This window comes from Enterobacter sp. ODB01, from assembly GCF_001623605.1.
GTDB classification, from domain to species: Bacteria; Pseudomonadota; Gammaproteobacteria; order Enterobacterales; family Enterobacteriaceae; genus Enterobacter; species Enterobacter kobei.
The window spans coordinates 767,340-786,229 of record NZ_CP015227.1; the positions used below are offsets into that span (position 1 = coordinate 767,340).

The 18,890-nt window shown below is 56.1% G+C and carries 16 protein-coding genes and 1 riboswitch; of the genes, 9 read left to right on the top strand and 7 right to left on the bottom strand.

Annotated elements, in window-relative coordinates:
• Positions 1–156 precede the first annotated feature (156 nt).
• Positions 157–822, top strand: a complete 666-nt coding sequence (locus A4308_RS03630; protein WP_014885260.1) for a DUF1190 family protein — start codon at positions 157–159, stop codon at positions 820–822.
• A gap of 2 nt (positions 823–824) precedes the next feature.
• Positions 825–1,985, top strand: a complete 1,161-nt coding sequence (locus A4308_RS03635; RefSeq protein ID WP_023337808.1) for a glutathionylspermidine synthase family protein — start codon at positions 825–827, stop codon at positions 1,983–1,985.
• A 79-nt stretch (positions 1,986–2,064) separates the two neighbouring features.
• Here the strand turns inward: A4308_RS03635 and ygiD are convergent, their stop codons facing one another.
• Positions 2,065–2,853 carry a 4,5-DOPA dioxygenase extradiol gene (ygiD, locus tag A4308_RS03640; protein ID WP_014885262.1) on the bottom strand — a complete coding sequence of 263 codons (789 nt, stop codon included), beginning with the start codon at positions 2,851–2,853 and terminating at the stop codon, positions 2,065–2,067.
• Positions 2,854–3,376: 523 nt separating this feature from the next.
• Between ygiD and A4308_RS03645 the strand changes: the two genes are divergently transcribed.
• From A4308_RS03645 to A4308_RS03660, 4 genes are all read left to right on the top strand, one after another.
• Positions 3,377–3,937 carry a fimbrial protein gene (locus A4308_RS03645; protein ID WP_014885263.1) on the top strand — a complete coding sequence of 187 codons (561 nt, stop codon included), beginning with the start codon at positions 3,377–3,379 and terminating at the stop codon, positions 3,935–3,937.
• Positions 3,938–4,012: 75 nt separating this feature from the next.
• Positions 4,013–6,451 carry a fimbria/pilus outer membrane usher protein gene (locus A4308_RS03650; protein WP_045281435.1) on the top strand — a complete coding sequence of 813 codons (2,439 nt, stop codon included), beginning with the start codon at positions 4,013–4,015 and terminating at the stop codon, positions 6,449–6,451.
• A gap of 6 nt (positions 6,452–6,457) precedes the next feature.
• Positions 6,458–7,219, top strand: a complete 762-nt coding sequence (locus A4308_RS03655; RefSeq protein WP_045281434.1) for a fimbrial biogenesis chaperone — start codon at positions 6,458–6,460, stop codon at positions 7,217–7,219.
• Positions 7,203–8,264, top strand: a complete 1,062-nt coding sequence (locus A4308_RS03660; protein ID WP_014885266.1) for a type 1 fimbrial protein — start codon at positions 7,203–7,205, stop codon at positions 8,262–8,264. The genes A4308_RS03655 and A4308_RS03660 overlap by 17 nt, the downstream gene beginning before the upstream one ends.
• Positions 8,265–8,308: 44 nt before the next feature.
• Here the strand turns inward: A4308_RS03660 and ribB are convergent, their stop codons facing one another.
• Positions 8,309–8,962, bottom strand: a complete 654-nt coding sequence (ribB, locus tag A4308_RS03665; protein WP_014885267.1) for a 3,4-dihydroxy-2-butanone-4-phosphate synthase — start codon at positions 8,960–8,962, stop codon at positions 8,309–8,311.
• 105 nt (positions 8,963–9,067) lie between these two features.
• Positions 9,068–9,218: riboswitch (FMN riboswitch) on the bottom strand.
• 119 nt (positions 9,219–9,337) lie between these two features.
• Between ribB and ubiK the strand changes: the two genes are divergently transcribed.
• Positions 9,338–9,634: a ubiquinone biosynthesis accessory factor UbiK gene (gene ubiK / locus A4308_RS03670; protein WP_045281433.1), complete on the top strand. Its 297-nt coding sequence runs from the start codon at positions 9,338–9,340 to the stop codon at positions 9,632–9,634.
• Between the two features lie 102 nt (positions 9,635–9,736).
• On the opposite strand, the gene hldE is transcribed toward ubiK, so the two are convergent.
• From hldE to A4308_RS03685, 3 genes are read right to left on the bottom strand one after another with little or no spacing between them, the layout of a single operon-like run.
• Complete coding sequence (hldE, locus tag A4308_RS03675; protein ID WP_014885269.1) at positions 9,737–11,167, bottom strand: bifunctional D-glycero-beta-D-manno-heptose-7-phosphate kinase/D-glycero-beta-D-manno-heptose 1-phosphate adenylyltransferase HldE; 1,431 nt, start codon at positions 11,165–11,167, stop codon at positions 9,737–9,739.
• 40 nt (positions 11,168–11,207) lie between these two features.
• On the bottom strand, positions 11,208–14,063 hold the full coding sequence (gene glnE / locus A4308_RS03680) for a bifunctional [glutamate--ammonia ligase]-adenylyl-L-tyrosine phosphorylase/[glutamate--ammonia-ligase] adenylyltransferase (protein ID WP_045281432.1): 2,856 nt from the start codon (positions 14,061–14,063) through the stop codon (positions 11,208–11,210).
• Positions 14,064–14,084: 21 nt separating this feature from the next.
• Positions 14,085–15,386 (bottom strand): CYTH domain-containing protein, encoded by a 1,302-nt coding sequence (locus tag A4308_RS03685; RefSeq protein WP_014885271.1) that lies wholly within the window; start codon positions 15,384–15,386, stop codon positions 14,085–14,087.
• 229 nt (positions 15,387–15,615) lie between these two features.
• Between A4308_RS03685 and A4308_RS03690 the strand changes: the two genes are divergently transcribed.
• On the top strand, positions 15,616–16,236 hold the full coding sequence (locus A4308_RS03690) for a TIGR04211 family SH3 domain-containing protein (protein ID WP_014885272.1): 621 nt from the start codon (positions 15,616–15,618) through the stop codon (positions 16,234–16,236).
• A gap of 60 nt (positions 16,237–16,296) precedes the next feature.
• The gene (locus A4308_RS03695; protein WP_045281452.1) at positions 16,297–17,538 is read left to right on the top strand and encodes a multifunctional CCA addition/repair protein; all 1,242 of its coding nucleotides are present in this window, start codon (positions 16,297–16,299) and stop codon (positions 17,536–17,538) included.
• Between the two features lie 13 nt (positions 17,539–17,551).
• Here A4308_RS03695 and bacA read toward each other — a convergent pair whose 3' ends face one another.
• Positions 17,552–18,373, bottom strand: coding sequence for an undecaprenyl-diphosphate phosphatase (gene bacA, locus A4308_RS03700; RefSeq protein WP_014885274.1), 822 nt, complete (start codon positions 18,371–18,373; stop codon positions 17,552–17,554).
• A gap of 106 nt (positions 18,374–18,479) precedes the next feature.
• Positions 18,480–18,848 carry a bifunctional dihydroneopterin aldolase/7,8-dihydroneopterin epimerase gene (gene folB, locus A4308_RS03705; RefSeq protein ID WP_014885275.1) on the bottom strand — a complete coding sequence of 123 codons (369 nt, stop codon included), beginning with the start codon at positions 18,846–18,848 and terminating at the stop codon, positions 18,480–18,482.
• Positions 18,849–18,890 lie beyond the last annotated feature (42 nt).

Below are 18,890 nucleotides of genomic sequence, written 5' to 3' on the forward strand. Positions count from 1 at the left end.
ATCGTAGGCCGGGTAAGCGAAGCGCCACCCGGCGCAAAATCACACCCGAACGTAAGCCAACGTAAAGATCCCCCTGATTCCGCCTCTCTTCGCTTCATTTTCAACCACTCATCCTCTATCCTGAGCGTTATTACCACTGGGTCCTGGAAGACAAATATGAAACGGACAAAAACGATTAATCACGCGTCGTTCCGCAAAAGCTGGAATGCGCGCCACCTCACTCCCGTTGCGCTGGCGGTTACGGCTGTCTTTATGCTGGCAGGCTGTGAGAAAAACGACGAAACGGTTTCGCTGTATCAAAACGCAGATGACTGTTCCGCTGCAACCGGTCAGGCCGCAGAATGTAAGACGGCGTACACCAACGCGCTGAAAGAAGCGGAACGCACTGCGCCGAAGTATGCCTCACGTGAAGACTGTGTGGCGGAGTTTGGTGAAGGCCAGTGCCAGCAGACGCCAGCTCAGGCAGGTATGGCGCCGGAAAATCAGGCGCAGGCGCAGTCCAGCGGCAGCTTCTGGATGCCATTAATGGCAGGTTACATGATGGGCCGCCTGATGGGTGGCGGCGCGGGTTACCAGCAGCAGCCGCTGTTTAGCTCGAAAAACCCGGCCAGCCCGGCCTATGGTCAATATACCGATGCCAGCGGCAAAGGCTACGGCGCAGCAACCCCGGGCCGTACCGTGACCGTTCCGAAAACCGCAATGGCGCCGAAACCTGCGACCACCAACACCATCACTCGCGGTGGGTTTGGTGAGTCTGTGGCGAAACAGACCAGCATGCAGCGCAGTGCGTCAGGCACCTCTAGTCGCTCAATGGGCGGCTGATCATGGAACGAGTCAGTATTACCGAACGCCCGGACTGGCGCGAAAAAGCGACCGAGTACGGGTTTAACTTCCACACCATGTACGGGGAACCGTACTGGTGTGAAGATGCTTACTACAAGCTCACGCTCGCTCAGGTGGAAAAGCTTGAAGACGTGACCGCAGAACTGCACCAGATGTGCCTAAAGGTGGTGGAGAAAGTCATCGACAGCGACGAGCTGATGACCAAATTCCGCATTCCAAAGCACACCTGGAGCTTTGTTCGTCAGTCATGGAAAACGAATCAGCCTTCGCTCTACTCTCGCCTCGATCTGGCATGGGACGGCGTGGGTGAGCCTAAGCTTCTGGAAAACAACGCGGATACGCCAACCTCTCTGTACGAGGCGGCATTCTTCCAGTGGATTTGGCTGGAAGATCAGATGAACGCCGGAAACCTGCCGGCAGGCAGCGACCAGTTTAACAGCCTGCAGGAGAAGCTTATCGCGCGTTTCGCCGAGCTGCGCGAGCAGTTTGGCTTCAACCTGCTGCACCTCGCCTGCTGCCGCGATACGGAAGAAGACCGTGGAACGGTGCAGTATCTGCAGGACTGTGCCGCCGAAGCCGACGTGGCGACTGAATTCCTTTATATCGAAGATATCGGTTTGGGAGAAAAAGGTCAGTTTACGGATATGCAGGATCAGGTGATCAGCAACCTCTTCAAGCTCTATCCGTGGGAATACATGCTGCGCGAAATGTTCTCCACCAAGCTGGAAGATGCGGGCGTGCGCTGGCTGGAGCCGGCATGGAAAAGCATTATCTCTAACAAAGCTCTGCTGCCGATGCTGTGGGAAATGTTCCCGAACCACCCAAACCTGCTGCCAGCGTATTTTGCAGAAGATGATTTCCCGCCGATGGAGAAATACGTCGTTAAGCCGATTTTCTCCCGCGAAGGCGCGAACGTGTCGATTATCGAAAACGGCAAAACGGTGGAAGCGGTTGAAGGACCGTACGGCGAAGAAGGGATGATCGTCCAGGCATTCTATCAACTGCCGAAGTTTGGCGACAGCTATACGCTGATTGGCAGCTGGCTGATTAACGACCAGCCCGCCGGGATTGGCATTCGCGAAGATCGCGCGCTTATCACGCAGGATCTGTCACGGTTCTATCCGCATATTTTTGTAGAGTAAGATCTGCCGGGTGGCGGCTTCGCCTGACCCGGCCTACGGTTTTGTAGGCCCGGTAAGCGTAGCGCCACCGGGCATGTTTTCACCCTACCTGCACCGACAGCATACTCAAACTACCCATCTCAATACCATCGACCGGGAGTGTCACCGGCTCCTGACCATCCCACGCGCCAAGAACGTACAGCAGCGGCAGGAAGTGTTCCGGCGTCGGGTTAGAGAGCGAACCGCCTTCGTGATCCAGATAGTTCACTAACGGGTGCTCTTCACCCGGCCCCTGCCAGGTCAGATTGGCTTTCACGTAATCGTTGAAAGCAGTAGCCCACGGGTACGGCGTATTTTCACCGTGCCAGCGTGCCGTGCGCAGGTTATGCACCACGTTGCCGCTCGCCACCAGCATGATGCCTTCGTCACGCAGAGTCGCCAGCTTACGCCCCATTTCCAGATGCCAGGCTGCCGGTTTGGTGCTGTCGATGCTGAGCTGCACCATCGGAATATCCGCATCAGGATACATTTTAATCAGCACGCCCCACGAGCCGTGGTCAAAGCCCCAGGCCTCTTTATCCAGCGCTACAGGAACAGGCGCCAGCAGTTCGACCAGACGCTCTGCCAGTGCAGGCGAGCCCGGTGCCGGATAGTGCGTGTCATAAAGGGCCTGCGGGAAGCCGCCAAAATCATGTATGGTTTTTGGCGTTTCCATGGCGGTCACGCCCGTTCCCCGGGTGAACCAGTGTGCAGATACCACCACAATCGCTTTCGGCCGCGGCAACGTTTCCCCCAGCTGACGCCAGGCGCGGGTATAGACGTTGTCTTCGAGAACATTCATTGGGCTTCCGTGGCCTATAAACAGGGCGGGCATACGGGAAGAAGTCATGATGATATCCTTACAGAAGGTGTTAATTTAATGGTGCTACATTACGCGCAATCTGGCGCAGATGAACGCAGATAAGCATGAAGATCATCATCAGGAAATTTGAACATCCGGAACAACATAAGAAAAGATGAATATCAGCGATGGGATTGAGCCTGGTTCTGCGCCAGGCAGCAGGCATCGGCGGTGGCAAACATACTAAAAATTAATAAATTCAATGAAAAAATAGTACTCACTGATAGTCTCTTTTTTTTACACGTATTTTTACATTTATTTATTTCCTGAAAGTCAACTTTTAAATAAGACATTATTATCGCTAATATGACCATTGTTTCACGCGACTGAAAAATCCATTTTTCGCTGTTAATCCGATACTAAAGATCACTTCAGATTATATTTTAATGTTGACTACATTTATTTTTAAGAGCAATTAATCGCACTCACTCTTTTTTCACAGGTATAATCTCATGGTAATTTTCTGAAAATTAATATTCAGAGTATGAATTCATTGGAAAAGGATATTTTCATGCATGCAGGTAAAAAAGCACTGTTAGCCGTTGCGATGGCAACAATTGTCTCTGGTTCAGCATTTGCCGCCGATCAGGGCTCCGGGAAAATTAAATTTAAAGGCGTTGTTATTGACGCGCCTTGCAGCATTGCACCAGACAGCGTTGATAAAGAGGTGGATCTCGGCGAAGTGACCACCGCCGTCATCAATGCAAACAAGAAGTCCACCCCCGTAGCGGTAGATATTAACCTGCAGAACTGCGTTCTGTCAGATCCCGACGATGAGACGGCGACGCCAATAACCAAAGTGGAAGTGACGTTCAGCAGCACCGCCACCTACGCATCAGATACCAGCCTTCTGAGCAACACCTATGCAAGCGGTGCTGAAAACGTCGGTGTCCGTCTGCTGGACAACGACGAAGCAAACATCACCCTTGGCTCGGCAAAAACGGTGGATCTGCTGCCTAATTCAGACACCCAGACGCTGCACTTTAAAGCGCGCATGGAAGTGCCAACAGGTACCACTGCCACCGCGGGCCAGGTTGAAGCTAACGCCAACTATGTGCTGATGTATAAATAACGATTAAACATGATCCGTTATACCGACTGGTGATGTTTACCAGTCGGCTTTTTTATTTATTCGAGTAACAGAATGATGAAAAATAAATCACAATCGATAATCATCATTACTGCCATCTTGCTTGCGCACGCCGCCTCTGCCACTGAATTTAATATTAATGCTATCGATAAAGATTTAAGGTCGGGCATTGATCTTTCTCGCTTTAAAGAAGAGACGTCCGTTACGCCAGGACGTTATTTTGTCACCGTCGCGATCAACGATATTCCACTGGCAAACGGCTGGGAACTGACCTGGAAAGAGGTTGATAACAAAGCCGAAGTCTGTATTCCCGCAGAACTGGCAGACACCTTTGGCTTGCAGGACACTATTCGTCAGACCCTAACGCTTAAACAGGGCTGCGTGGATTTTACCCCGCAGGCGGATATTAAATTCCGCTTCGAGCAATCAACCCAAACGCTGCACGTCACCGTACCTCAGGCCATGATGCAATTTCGTCCGAACGACTGGATGCCCCCCTCCACCTGGGACAACGGCGTGGCCGGCGTGCTGCTGGACTACAACCTCTTTGCCAGCCATTATCAGCCGCAGGAAGGTAGCAGCACGGATAACGCGAACGCCTACGGTACCGCAGGTGCCAACCTGGGTGCATGGCGGCTACGTAGCGATTATCAGTACAATCAAACGCATGCCGAGGGAGGGTCAACCCATAACGGCCGCTTCTCACGCGTCTATATGTTCCGTCCTCTGCCGACGCTTGGCGCGAAACTGACGCTGGGTGAGACAGACTTTCAGTCCGCTATCTTTGATGCCTTTACCTATACCGGGGCGTCGCTGATCAGCGATGAGCGCATGCTGCCCTGGTCTCTTCGCGGCTATGCACCGCAAATCGCCGGGATTGCGCAAACTAATGCCACCGTCACGGTGAGTCTCGCCGACCGCGTGATTTATCAAACTAAGGTGCCACCCGGCCCGTTTGTCATTCAGGATTTGAACCAATCCGTCCAGGGCACGCTGGACGTTAAAATTACCGAAGACGATGGCCGCGTGAGCACGTTTCAGGTGTCCGCCGCCTCCGTGCCCTTCCTGACGCGCAAGGGCCAGGTTCGCTACAAGCTTGCCGTGGGCAAACCCCGCGAAGATGCATCGCATGCCCTTGAAGACAGTGCCTTTATGAGCGGCGAGTTCTCGTGGGGCCTGTTCTCCAATACCTCACTGTACGGCGGCACGCTCGCCGATGGCGATAATTATCGCTCCATCGCAGCGGGCATCGGGCAAAACCTCGCGCTGATCGGGGCCCTCTCCTTCGATGTGACTCAGGCGACCAGCCAGCTCCCGAACAAGCCCTCTCAGACGGGTTACAGCTATCGCTTCAACTACAGCAAACGCTTTGATACCACGGGAAGCCAGCTTACCCTGGCCAGCTACCGCTACTCCGACCCGCAGTTCCTCAGCTACGCACGCTTCCTGGACAGCGAAAATAATGACAGCCAGTCGGAAAAACAGACGTTTAGCATCACGGCCAGCCAGTACATTCCCGCGCTGTCACTCAATCTCTACCTTAGCCTGCTCCGGCAAACCTGGTGGGACGAAGCGCCATCCAATACGGGCAGCCTGACCGCGGGGTATAACTTCGATCTGGGCCGCTGGAAAAACCTTGGCGTTTCGGCATCGTTCAGCAAAACCCACTATGAAGATCGCGAGGACGACAATCAGTTCTACCTGTCTCTCAGCGTGCCGCTGGATCCTGACCATCGCCTCAGCTATGACTTGCGCAACAGCGACAACCTGAGCCAGACCCTCTCTTGGTACGACACCTCTGACAAGAACAACACCTGGGGCGTTTCTGCCGGTACCGAAAGTCAGCAGACCGATGCAGGCGCGCAGTTCAGCGGAAACTACCAGCACTACTCCCCGCTCGGCGATCTCAACGTTTCCGGAAGTTATAAGGCGAATGACTACAGCTCCCTCAGCGCCAGCTGGAATGGGTCCTTCACCGGTACGGCAAAAGGCATGGCCCTGCACCGCCGCAGCTACGGCAACGAACCGCGTGTCATGGTGAGCACGGACGGCATCAGCAATATTCCGCTAAACATGTCGCGGGACCAGACCAACGCCTTCGGGATTGGGGTGCTTCCTTCGTTCTCCAGCTACTCACCGTCGAGCGTGCAGGTCAACCTGAACGATCTCCCCGAAGGCGTAGACGTGGATAACCGCGTCATGACCTCGACCTGGACAGAAGGGGCCATCGGCTACCGCCAGATCGCCACCCGGGCGGGAAATGATGTTCTGGGCATCCTGCGAACCGCATCAGGCATGCCGCCGCTGGGCGCGCGCGTCCAGATGGCGGATAGCGGTAAAGACGTGGGTATCGTCGCCGACGAGGGCCATGTCTGGCTGGGTGCCGTACAGCCCGAGCAGCAATTCCTGGTAACCTGGGGCGACGCCAGCCAGTGTCGCTTCACGCTACCTTCACACCTCACTAACCTTTCGCAGCTTATGCTGCCGTGTCAGTAAATTATGATGAAACTCACTCCACTGAAAAGCCTGTGCCTGATGTTGATCGGTACAGCATTCTCCAGCCAGGCGGCCATTAATCTGGATCGTACCCGCATCGTCTTTCCCGAAACCGACAAGGCCAGCAGCCTGAAGGTCGATAACCAGAGCAAAACGCTCCCCTATCTTGCGCTCTCGTGGATCGAAGACGAAAACGGTCGTAAGGAAGACAGCCACTTTATGGCGCTTCCTCCGATCCAGCGCATTGAACCCGGATCGTCATCCCAGGTCAGGATCGTGAAGCAGGCGGCCAACAACGCGCTGCCAAAAGATCGGGAATCGCTCTTCTACTTCAACCTGCGCGAAGTGCCACCAAAAAGCGCCAGCCTCGACGATGATCGCAGCGTCATGCAGGTCGCCATGCAGAGCCGTATCAAGCTGTTCTGGCGCCCGAAGGCTATCGTGAAAAAAGCAGGCGATCGTTCTGAAATGCGCATGGAGGTGACGGCAACGGCAAAAGGGCTGACAATTCATAACCCTACACCTTATTACCTGACCCTCGCCTGGCTAAGCAAAAATGGTAAAACCATGCTGCCCGGCTTTGACAGCCTGATGCTGGCACCCTTTGCCAGCGCCTCTGTCACCACCGGTGGCTATCACGGCAGCTATTACAGCATTGGTTATATCGACGATTACGGCGCACTGCGAAAGCTTGACGCGACCTGTCAGGGGACGTCGACCTGCCAACTTAAGGATGCGAAGGCCACAAGCGATGCGAAAGCTCACTAATGTTTTGATCGCGATGCTGCTGGCGCTGCTGCCCTTAAAAGCCGCGCTGGCGCTCGATTGCTATCTGGGCGCTCAGGGCGGCCCGGTGGAAGAGACAAAAACGATCAGTCCGTTTGCTATCCCCAGCAATGCACAGGTGGGGCAAAAGATCTGGGAATCTGACGACATTAAAATCCCGGTCACCTGTAACCACGATGTGGCCGGCAGCTTCGAAAAAGAGGACGTCTATGCCTGGGTCAACCCCTATCCAGCCGCTTCCGACCCTTACTACGAGCTGGGGGTCACCTATGAAGGCATGGATTATGACGCGACGGGGCAGCCAAACGGCGTAGATACCCGCCAGTGCCTTGATAATAACAACATCACCATGTACACCCCGGAACAAATCAAGCAAATGGGGTGGGAGAACCGACTATGCTCAGGCAATGCCAATGATATTCACACCACGCGCACGTTCATTGCCCGACTGCGCCTTTACGTTCGTATTAAGGCCGTTCCGCCGCATGGCTACAAAAGTTCGCTGGGGGACTACGTCGTGGTGCAGTTTGACGGAAAAGGCGGGGTTAACCAGATGGCCGATGCAAAAAACCTCAAGTACCACATTAACGGGTTAGAAAATATTACCGTCCTCGACTGCGGCGCAACCTTCAGTATTTATCCTGAGAACCAGGAGATAGATTTCGGTACCTTCAGTGCTCGCGACATCGTGAATCAGCAAACGCGCAACCGCACCTTTACGGTTAAAACCACGAAAGTGCAGGACGCCCAGTGTTCAGATGGCTTTAAAATGGACTCATCGTTTTACACGACGGAGTCGCTCTCCGAAAACGATACTGCCCTGTTGATTGGAAATGGCTTAAAGCTACGTATCCTCAATGGAACCCAGCCTTATACCTTCAACCACTACGAAGAGTATGCGGATTTCACCGGGAGTACATTGAACTATGAACAAACCTATACCGCGGAGCTCTCCCCCGACGCGGGAAAAGCCATTCAGTCAGGTCCGTTCGAAACGGTGGTGCTGTTTAAAATTAACTACCACTAGCCACAAAAAAGCCGGGTTTCCCCGGCTTTTTCACATCAGCGGTTTCAGCTGGCTTTGCGCTCGTGCGCCTGGCGGTACTCCACCAGATCTTCAATCGTGACTACCGGCATGTTGTGCAGACGCGCAAAGGTAATGCACTCCGGCGCGCGCGCCATGGTGCCATCATCGTTGGTCAATTCACACAGCACGCCAGCAGGTTTAAAGCCTGCCAGGGTCACCAGATCGATAGTCGCTTCGGTATGACCACCACGGGTCAGCACGCCGCCCGGCTGCGCACGCAGCGGGAAGACGTGGCCAGGACGGTGCAGATCGGAGGGTTTCGCCCCATCCGCAATGGCTGCACGCACGGTGGTCAAACGGTCAGCCGCCGACACACCAGTGGTCACGCCATGCGCGGCTTCAATGGTCACGGTAAAACCGGTCCCGAAGGCGCTGGTGTTGTTTTCAACCATCATTGGCAGATCAAGCTGCTGGCGGCGTTCTTCGTTGATACACAGGCATACGATGCCGCTACCGTGACGGATGGTCAGCGCCATCTGCTCAACGGTCATGTTTTCGGCAGCGAAAATCATGTCGCCTTCGTTTTCACGGTTTTCATCGTCAAGCACCATCACACCGCGGCCTTCGCGCAGCGCATCCAGTGCATGTTCAACACGTTGAATTGAAGTGCCAAAAGAGGAAAGTAGCGTCTGATTCATGGTAAAAAAACCTCATTAACATTATGGTTACCAGAATCAGGGCAGTCTTAGGAGCGCCAACAAGCGGCAAAAAGATAACGTGAGCGGGCCCATGCCCGACTGGATCGTTACTCTCTCCCATCCGGACTCTAACCGTCGGCCCCGGAATTACACCGGATCTGCTGACCTTTGAGTAGTCACCCAAAGCGCTCGCGGGCTTTCAGCGTGAAGCTGATTTACCGCCGGTGGGGAATTTCGCCCCGCCCTGAGAATAAGCGAGATAACTATAACGCTATTGATTATGCTGGGCAATGCATAAGCATCAAACAATTTTGTTTACCCCGGGCATGACGCGCTACAATGGACACTGACACCTTTCCATCAAGGGAAACGACAATGATTGACCCAAAGAAAATTGAGCAAATTGCGCGTCAGGTTCATGAATCCATGCCAAAAGGCATTCGTGAATTTGGTGATGACGTTGAGAAGAAAATCCGCCAGACGCTTCAGGCGCAGTTGGTTCGCCTTGATTTAGTTAGCCGCGAAGAGTTCGACGTGCAGACGCAGGTTCTGCTGCGCACCCGCGAGAAGCTGGCGCTGCTGGAACAGCGTCTGAGCGAGCTGGAAAACCGCAACGCGCCGGATGAAGTGAAGCCGGCACCGGCGATTCCACCGGTGGATGATCAGGCATAAGTGCGGCCTGTTGTGCCCGGTGGCGCTTCGCTTACCGGGCCTACATGATCGCGGCGCAGCCGCCACGCGACATGAAAAAAACGGGCCAACTGGCCCGTTTTTTTACTGACTGTCTTTCTGGATCTTCCTGATGATGTTGGTGGTTGAACATCCGTCCTCAAAGTTGAGCACCATCACTTCACCACCGTTGGCCCAGACCTCTTCGCTACCTGCGATTTGCTCCGGCTTGTAATCACCGCCTTTGACCAGCAGGTCCGGCAGAATGCCAGCAATCAGGCGCTGCGGGGTATCTTCTTCAAACGACACCACCCAGTCCACCGCTTCCAGCGCGCCGAGCACAATCATGCGCTGCTCCAGCGGGTTCACCGGACGTGTTTCGCCTTTCAGACGTTTGGTCGACGCATCGCTGTTGACCGCCACAATCAGACGATCGCCCAGCTTGCGCGCATTCGCCAGATAAGAGACGTGACCCGCATGAAGAATGTCGAACACGCCGTTGGTCATCACCACTTTCTCGCCGCGTTTACGCGCAGCGGCAACAGCCACTTTCAGCTCGTCTTCGGTCATGACGCCAAAACCGGTGTCGGCACGCCCGCGCACCGCGTTTTCCAGCTCGATAGGGGAAACGGTTGAGGTCCCGAGTTTGCCGACGACCACACCCGCCGCAGCGTTCGCGAAGTAGCAGGCCTCTTCCAGGGAGTTACCCGCTGCCAGCGTCGCCGCCAGCACGCCGATCACCGTATCACCGGCACCGGTCACGTCGTACACTTCCTGCGCCTGGGTTGGCATATGCAGCGGCGCTTTGCCCGGCTGCAGCAGCGTCATCCCCTGCTCGGAGCGGGTCACCAGCAGCGCAGACAGCTCGAAGTCAGCAATGATCTTCATGCCGCGTTCAACCAGTTCTTCTTCGGTTTTGCACTTGCCCGCCACCGCTTCGAACTCAGAGAGGTTTGGCGTCAGCAGCGTCGCGCCGCGATAGCGCTCAAAATCGGTGCCTTTCGGGTCAATCAGCACCGGCACGTTAGCGTTACGCGCCAGCTGAATCATCGTCTGCACGCTCGCCAGCGCACCTTTAGCGTAGTCGGACAGCACCAGCGCACCGATATTACCCAGCGCCTGGTTAATGCGCTCGTGCAGCGGCTCAGGATCAACGCCTTCAAACCCTTCTTCAAAGTCGAGGCGGATCAGCTGCTGGTTGCGCGACAGCACGCGCAGCTTGGTAATCGTTGGGTGGGTCGGAACAGAAACGAAGTCGCACTTCACGTTCACGTCCGCCAGCGACTTGCTCAGCGCACGCGCCGCATCGTCGATGCCGGTCAGGCCAACCAGACGCGACTGCGCGCCCAGGGAGGCAATGTTCATCGCCACGTTTGCCGCGCCGCCGGGACGCTCTTCAATGGTGTCGACCTTAACCACCGGTACCGGCGCTTCCGGAGAGATACGGCTGGTTGGCCCATACCAGTAGCGATCCAGCATCACATCCCCGACAACCATTACTCCAGCACGTTCAAACTCTGGCAGTGTTACTTTCATTCCTGACTCCAGAAAGATTCACAATTTGCGCGCGATAATATCACACTTGATTTGTTACGCACGGCTCCACCAGCCATTTCTGCCAGCTTGCCGTCACCTGGGCGCGCTCTGGGGCAAAACAGTCCAGCGCGACATGTCCCGGCTGCTCCTGCAACGCCAGGTGATGAAGTTCATCGCGCAGCGTGGTGTAGGCGCGGGTTAAGGCCTGCGCCTCTTGCTCGTCCATAATATCGTTTTGCGCCAGCAGTTCCAGAATGCGCACGTTATCCGACCAGCGCGTCAGCTTCGGCTTGTTGTGCGCGTGCAGCAGCACCAGATACTGAGTGATAAATTCAATATCGGTAATACCGCCCTCGTCGGCTTTTATATCAAAGCGATCGCGATGCTTATTGCCCAGATGCGCGCGCATTTTCTCGCGCATCTCGCGCACCTCGGTCTGCAAGGTACTGCCCTCGCGCGGGGTGGTCATGACCGCCTTGCGAATCGCATCGAACTGCGCGTGCAGCTGCGGATCGCCATAGACCACGCGGGCGCGCACCAGCGCCTGATGCTCCCACGTCCAGGCTTCGTTTTTCTGATAATCGGCGAAGGATTCCGTTGAGGTCACCAGCATGCCCGCCGCGCCGGACGGGCGCAGGCGCGCATCCACTTCATACAGAATGCCGGACGAAGTGCGGGTGCTGAACAGGTGCATAATGCGCTGGGCCAGGCGCAGATAGAACTGACGCCCGTCGATTTCGCGCTCGCCGTCGGTCATCACGTCCGCCGGGCAATCATGCAGGAAGATCAAATCCAGATCGGAGCTGTATCCCAGCTCCCAGCCGCCGAGCTTGCCGTAACCCACCACCGCGAAGCCGCGCCCTTCTCGATCGGCCAGATGTTTTGGCTGACCGTAGCGGGCCACCATCTGCACCCACGCCTGATGAACAACCGCGTCAATAATCGCTTCCGCAAGCCAGGTTAAGTGATCGCTCACTTTCATCACCGGCAGCGTTCCGGCAATATCGGCCGCCGCCACGCGCAGCATCTGTGCCTGTTTAAACTGGCGCAGCGCCTCCAGCTGTTGCTCTTCGTCCTCTTCAGGCACGCGCAGCAAATACTGGCGCAGCTCGTCACGATACGCATCCGTCGCCGTCGGCTGATAGAGCGTGTTCGGGTCGAGCAGTTCGTCCAGCAGCAGCGGGTAACGCGCCAGCTTGTTCGCCACCATCGGCGACGCGGCGCAGAGCGTTATCAGGTGCTTCAGCGCGCCCGGAAACTCGCTCAATAGCTCAAGATAGGTGGTACGCGTGATAATCCCGCTCAGCAGCGGCATCATGCGCGACAGCGGCACCGGCGCGTCTTCTCGCGAGCAGACCTCGCTCAGCAGGTGCGGCATCAGATGATCCAGCACCTGACGACCGCGCGGCCCGATGGCGCGTTTGTTCAGTTCGAGACGGAAATCGGCAATTAAGGCCACCACACGATGGCGGGCATCATCGCTTAAGTGCGTCAGCACCGGCGTGGTGTCATCTTCCTGGAGCGCATCCTGCCACAGCTCGCGCCAGTGCTCGGAGAGCGCATCATCCGGGGATTCACTTTCATCGTCGCCAATCAGATCGTTAAAGATGCGGCGCACGCCTGCCATGTGTGCGTCCAGCGTTTCGGTCAGTGCCGCCCAGTCGTCCGCACCCATGCCCCAGGCCAGACGCGCCCGGTTCAGCTCATCGCCCGGCAAAGTCTGCGTCTGCTCGTCATTGATGCTTTGCAGCAAATTTTCCAGACGGCGCAGGAAAAGATAGGCTTCGCGCAGGGTTTGCGCGTCGCCGTCCGGCAGCAGGTGCAGTTGCTCAATGGCGCTCAGCGTCGGCAGAAGCGAGCGCGACTGCAGCGACGGCTCTCGCCCGCCGCGAATGAGCTGGAAGACCTGAACGATAAATTCAATTTCACGAATGCCGCCCGCGCCGAGCTTAATATTGTCCTTCAGCCCACGGCGGCGGACCTCGCGGGCAATCATCCCTTTCATATTACGCAGGGACTGGATCACGCTAAAATCAATGTAGCGGCGGAAAACGAACGGGCGCAGCATGGCGCGAAGTTCGTTAGCATAAGCGTCGTCGCTGTCGCCCATGATCCGCGCTTTGACCATTGCGTAACGCTCCCAGTCGCGCCCCTGTTCCTGGTAATAATCCTCCAGCGCGGCAAAGCTCAGCACCAGTGGACCGCTGTCGCCAAACGGGCGCAGGCGCATGTCCACGCGGTAGACAAAGCCGTCCTGCGTCGGCTGGTCCAGTGCCTTGATCAGACGCTGGCCGAGGCGGGTAAAGAACTGGGCGTTGTCCAGCTCGCGGCGCCCGCCGCGCGTCGAGCCGTTTTCCGGCCAGGCAAAAATCAGGTCGATATCTGAGGAGAAGTTCAGCTCGCAACCGCCCAGCTTCCCCATCCCCAGAATCAACAGCGGCTGCGGAACCCCTTCTTCACTGCACGGCGTGCCCCACTCTTTACAGCAGGCGGCGTAGAGCCAGTCTCGCGCGGCGATGATCAGCGTTTGCGCCAGCTCGCTCAACTGCTGCAACGTACTCTCTTCGCTCACCAGCGCCAGCGACTGCGCCCAGGCAATGCGTACCATCACCCGGCGGCGGAACTGACGCAGAACGCGCATCAGCGTCGCTTCATCAGCCACATCTGCCAGCGCGGCTTGCAGCAAGCTGGCATACTGCCGCCACTCGTTCGCCTGCGGCGGTGCGCTCTCCAGCTCTGCCAGCCAGTCCGGGTTGGCACTCACACTTTCCTGAACAAAATCACTGAACGTGAGCACGCTTTTGGCCTGCTCACTTAACGATGACGCCGGTAAAGACTCGGGCAGACGCTCGCAAACGGTCTGCCAGTGCTGCTGTAACTGCGAAGAAAGCGGCATATCAGGGGTTCCTTGCCAGAATTAACGTTTTCCGCTGTGCAGCCAGTACGGATCCTGCGAAATGGCCTCGTTGCGGAAATGCTCGATCTCAATCTGCTGACGGGTTTCAATGGCATGCTTGAGCCCCTGCCAGTTTTCCAGCCAGGCCTGCGCCTTCACGCCCTCATACGCCCCCGACAGCAGCAACATGCTGTCGATATTACGCGCCAGACGGGGAAGCTGATCGCCGTACTGGTCACCCAGCGGATGTGCGAAGGTCGTTCTCAGTTCGGCAGCGTGACGGGAAAGATGGATATCCGCGAAGCGTTTAAAATTATCCGCGATTTTGGTCTGCGCTTTTGCATCCAGGAAGCTGCGCCAGCCGCGCGTCACCAGAAACTCGGTCAGCGCCAGTTTTGCCGCGGCGTTTTGCGGGCTGTAGATCACCGTTTGCGCGGAGACATCGGAATGCATCAGCGTTTCAGTTTGGGTCAGCAGGTCACGTAAGTGAGCACTTGCTTTACGCGGTACGATACCGCCAAACAGTGCTAGGGCATGACGCACCAGCCCAATGGCGGCCAGCACCTGTTTGCTGGCATTTTTCACGTTACGCGCCCAGAGTTCCTCATGGTACTGCCATTGAGAGAGGGCCAGCTCCAGCGCCGCTTCCATGCCCTGTTCAATGCTGGCCTTCGGAACAACACGCAGAATCGGGGTCTCTCTCAGCAGGCGTGGCGCATTCCCGGCCGCCAAATGGTAACCGCGCGCCGCTTTACTCAGGCTGCCCTGACGTAAACCCGGCTGGCTCACCAGCTTGCGCGCCAGTTTCAGCACGTCGCTGGCATCCCCTTCCAGCAGTTCCAGCTCCAGCTCGCAAATAGGCTCCTGGAACTCACCCGCCTTCACTTCGCCTAAATCCAGCGCGATTTCAATGCGGCTCTTACCTTCCGTCACCAGCCATTTCTCACGGCAAAAATCGGTGCTGAACAGCGGCTGTACCTGCTCTGCCAGCGTGGCAGGCCGTTCACCTTCCGGCCAGACCTCCGCCGGGAAACGATCCAGCTCAAGTTCTGGCTTACTGATGTCGATATTGTATTCCGGGCGCTGGTGCAAACCGCCGACCACGCGGCCGGCGATTTTCATCGTCATCTCGTAGCGCCCGTTTGCGCCGCGGATGCGCAGCCCCATATCGTGGCTACGCAGCCAGTTGTCCGGCGTTTCGTAGTAGATGTTGAGCAACTGTACGGGTTCATGGTGCTCGCCGGAGAGCGTATGCAGATGCTGGCGGAGCGCGTCAACGCTGTCTTTTTCGACGATAAATTTTAATTCGATTTCCTGAGCCATAGCCTTGTACTTTTGCGGGCGTCACAGACGCGTCAATGAGGGCGAACTTCCTCGCCATTTGTTTGTCAGTACATAGTATTTTGCGCCAAATTGCCATGCAATGAGCAATTTGACGGGCGTAAATGTGTAGAGTCGTGACACAGATGATTCTGATTGCTGACGAATGCTTTGCGTAGAGACACTGTTGCCACTACTATCGTTCCACTATTTATGAAAATAACGACTAATGATGCTTAAATTACGCCTGATTGGACTTACTTTACTCGCTTTTAGCGCCGCAACCGCAGTGCACGCTGAAGAGAAGCGTTACGTTTCTGACGAACTGAACACCTGGGTACGCAGTGGCCCCGGAGATAATTATCGCCTCGTGGGCACGGTGAATGCCGGCGAGGAAGTCACCCTGTTACAGACCAACGCGGACACCAACTATGGTCAGGTTCGCGACAGTACCGGTCGTACTTCCTGGATCCCGCTGAAAGAGCTGAGCACCGTACCAAGCCTGCGCACGCGCGTTCCGGATCTGGAAAACCAGGTGAAGACCCTGACCGACAAGCTGAACAACATCGACGGTACCTGGAACCAACGCACCGCAGAGATGCAGCAGAAAGTGGCACAGAGCGACAGCGTGATTAACGGTCTGAAAGAAGAGAATCAAAAACTCAAAAACGAGCTGATCGTCGCGCAGAAAAAGGTAAACGCCGCGAATCTGCAGCTTGATGACAAGCAGCGCACCATCATCATGCAGTGGTTTATGTATGGCGGCGGCGTGCTGGGCGTGGGTCTGGTGCTGGGTCTGGTCCTGCCGCATCTTATCCCAAGCCGCAAGCGTAAAGACCGCTGGATGAACTAATTCGTCTTCTCTGCCAGACTTACGTATCATTCTGGAAAAGAGAAAACGGGAGAGTTGGGCGTGAAGAGTTATCTGGTCGGTGGTGCGGTACGTGATGCGTTGTTAGGTCTGCCGGTCAAAGATAAAGACTGGGTCGTCGTTGGCGCCACCCCGGAAGAGATGCTCGACGCGGGCTACCAGCAGGTAGGCCGCGATTTTCCCGTGTTTCTTCATCCGCAAAGCCGCGAAGAGTACGCTCTGGCGCGTACCGAACGGAAATCCGGCTCCGGCTATACGGGTTTCACCTGCTACGCCGCGCCGGACGTGACGCTGGAGCAGGATTTGCTGCGCCGCGATCTCACCATTAACGCCCTGGCACAGGACGAAAACGGCCAAATCATCGATGCCTACGGCGGGCGGGATGACCTGCGCAACCGTCTTTTACGTCACGTCTCCCCGGCATTTTCTGAAGATCCGCTCCGCGTTCTGCGCGTGGCGCGCTTTGCCGCGCGTTACGCCCATCTGAGCTTCCGCATTGCGGATGAGACGATGGCGCTGATGACGGCCATGACCGAGGCGGGCGAATTAGAACACCTGACGCCGGAGCGCGTCTGGAAAGAGACGGAAAATGCCCTGACCACCCGCAACCCACAGGTCTTTTTCCAGGTCCTGCGTGACTGCGGCGCACTAAAGGTGCTGTTCCCTGAAATCGACGCGCTGTTTGGCGTACCCGCGCCGGCAAAATGGCATCCGGAAATTGATACCGGTGTGCACACGCTGATGACGCTGAGCATGGCGGCCATGCTCAGTCCTGAAGTAGACGTGCGTTTTTCCACCCTCTGCCACGATCTCGGCAAAGGCTTAACGCCGAAAGAATTCTGGCCACGGCATCATGGTCACGGCCCGGCAGGCGTAAAGCTGGTAGAAGGGCTTTGTCAGCGCCTGCGCGTGCCGAATGAGATCCGTGACCTGGCAAAACTGGTCGCTGAATTCCACGACCTGATCCACACCTTCCCGATCCTGAAACCCGCCACTATCGTGAAGCTGTTCGATAATATCGACGCCTGGCGCAAGCCGCAGCGCGTGGAGCAGATCGCACTCACCAGCGAAGCCGACGTTCGCGGCCGCACCGGGTTTGAAGCATCCGATTACCCTCAGGGGCGACTGCTGCGCGAAGCGTGGATTGTGGCAAAAGCGATGCCGACGAAAGACGTTGTCGAGGCAGGATTTAAAGGCCCGGAAATTCGTGAAGAGCTGACGAAACGGCGAATTGAGGCCGTAACGGCGTGGAAGGAAAAACGTTGCCCTCAGCCGAAAGACTGAGGGCAGTGGGTCATCAGAAGAAGACCACGTAAACGGCAGCCGCGACAATAAAGCGGTAGATCGCGAACGGAATGAACGAGATACGCTTAATCAGCTGCAGGAAGGTTTTGATGGCAATCAGCGCCACGATAAAGGCGGTGACAAAGCCCACGGCAAACATCGGAATGTCACCCGTGGTCAGGAAGCCAATGCTTTTGTAGAGATCCAGCGCGGTGGCGCCCATCATCATTGGCACCGCCAGCAGGAACGAGAACTCCGACGCCGCGTAACGGCTCACGCCCATCAACATCCCGCCGGAAATCGTTGCCCCAGAACGGGAGAAGCCCGGCCACAGCGCCAGACACTGGAAGCAGCCAATGATAAATGCCTGACGATACGTCATATCGTCCAGCCCTTCCGCACGCGGGGTTTTAGGCTTCAGCACTTCGGCAGCAATCAGCAGGAAGCCACCGACCACCAGCGCGTACATCACGTTAATAGGGTTAAACAGCGATTTGATGGCATCGTGGAAAACCAGGCCCAGCACCACTGCGGGGATCATCCCGAGCAGAATATGAATGAGCGTCAGGCGCCCCGAGCCTTCGCCTTCACGCTGCGGCAGACGGCCAAAGTGGATGCCGATCAGGCCAAACAGGCGACGCCAGAACATCACGACCACCGCCAGAATAGAACCGAGCTGAATGACGACTTCAAACGTCTTTGCGGTATCGCCTTCAAAGCCCAGCAGATGGCCAACGATAATCATATGGCCCGTACTGGAAACTGGCAAAAACTCCGTCAATCCTTCGACCACACCCAGTATTGCCGCCACCAGCAGCGAGTGCATATCGCTCATCTATAAACCCCTAAAAAGATATAAAAAAAACGGTCACCCCAACGGCTCCCGTGAAAGATACAGCTATAAGACCGATATAACCTAAAATGGTTTAGCAATTATGACGTTAAATCTTGCCTTTCAGATTTGTGCCACGCTCGATAATCACGCCCACATTGGCCGCACGCGCTACCGCTCCCGGCTTGCTCAGCTTGATGCGCACCCACGGTGAGTTGAATTTGGTCAGCAGCAGTTCCGCCACCTCTTCCGCCACACGTTCCACCAGCGCAAAACGCTGTCCTTCCACATGGCCGATGACCGTTTCACTGATGTCGGCGTAGCTCAGACAGTCATTCACATCATCGCTTTTTGCTGACTTGCGGTTATCCCAGCCCATTTCGATATCGAACACTAACTTCTGCTCGATGGTCTGTTCCCAGTCGTAAACACCAATTGTGGTGATTACCGAAAGTTGCTCTATAAATACAATATCCATCACGACCTGCCTGCTTTTTGGCTAAACCGGATACCACTTCCG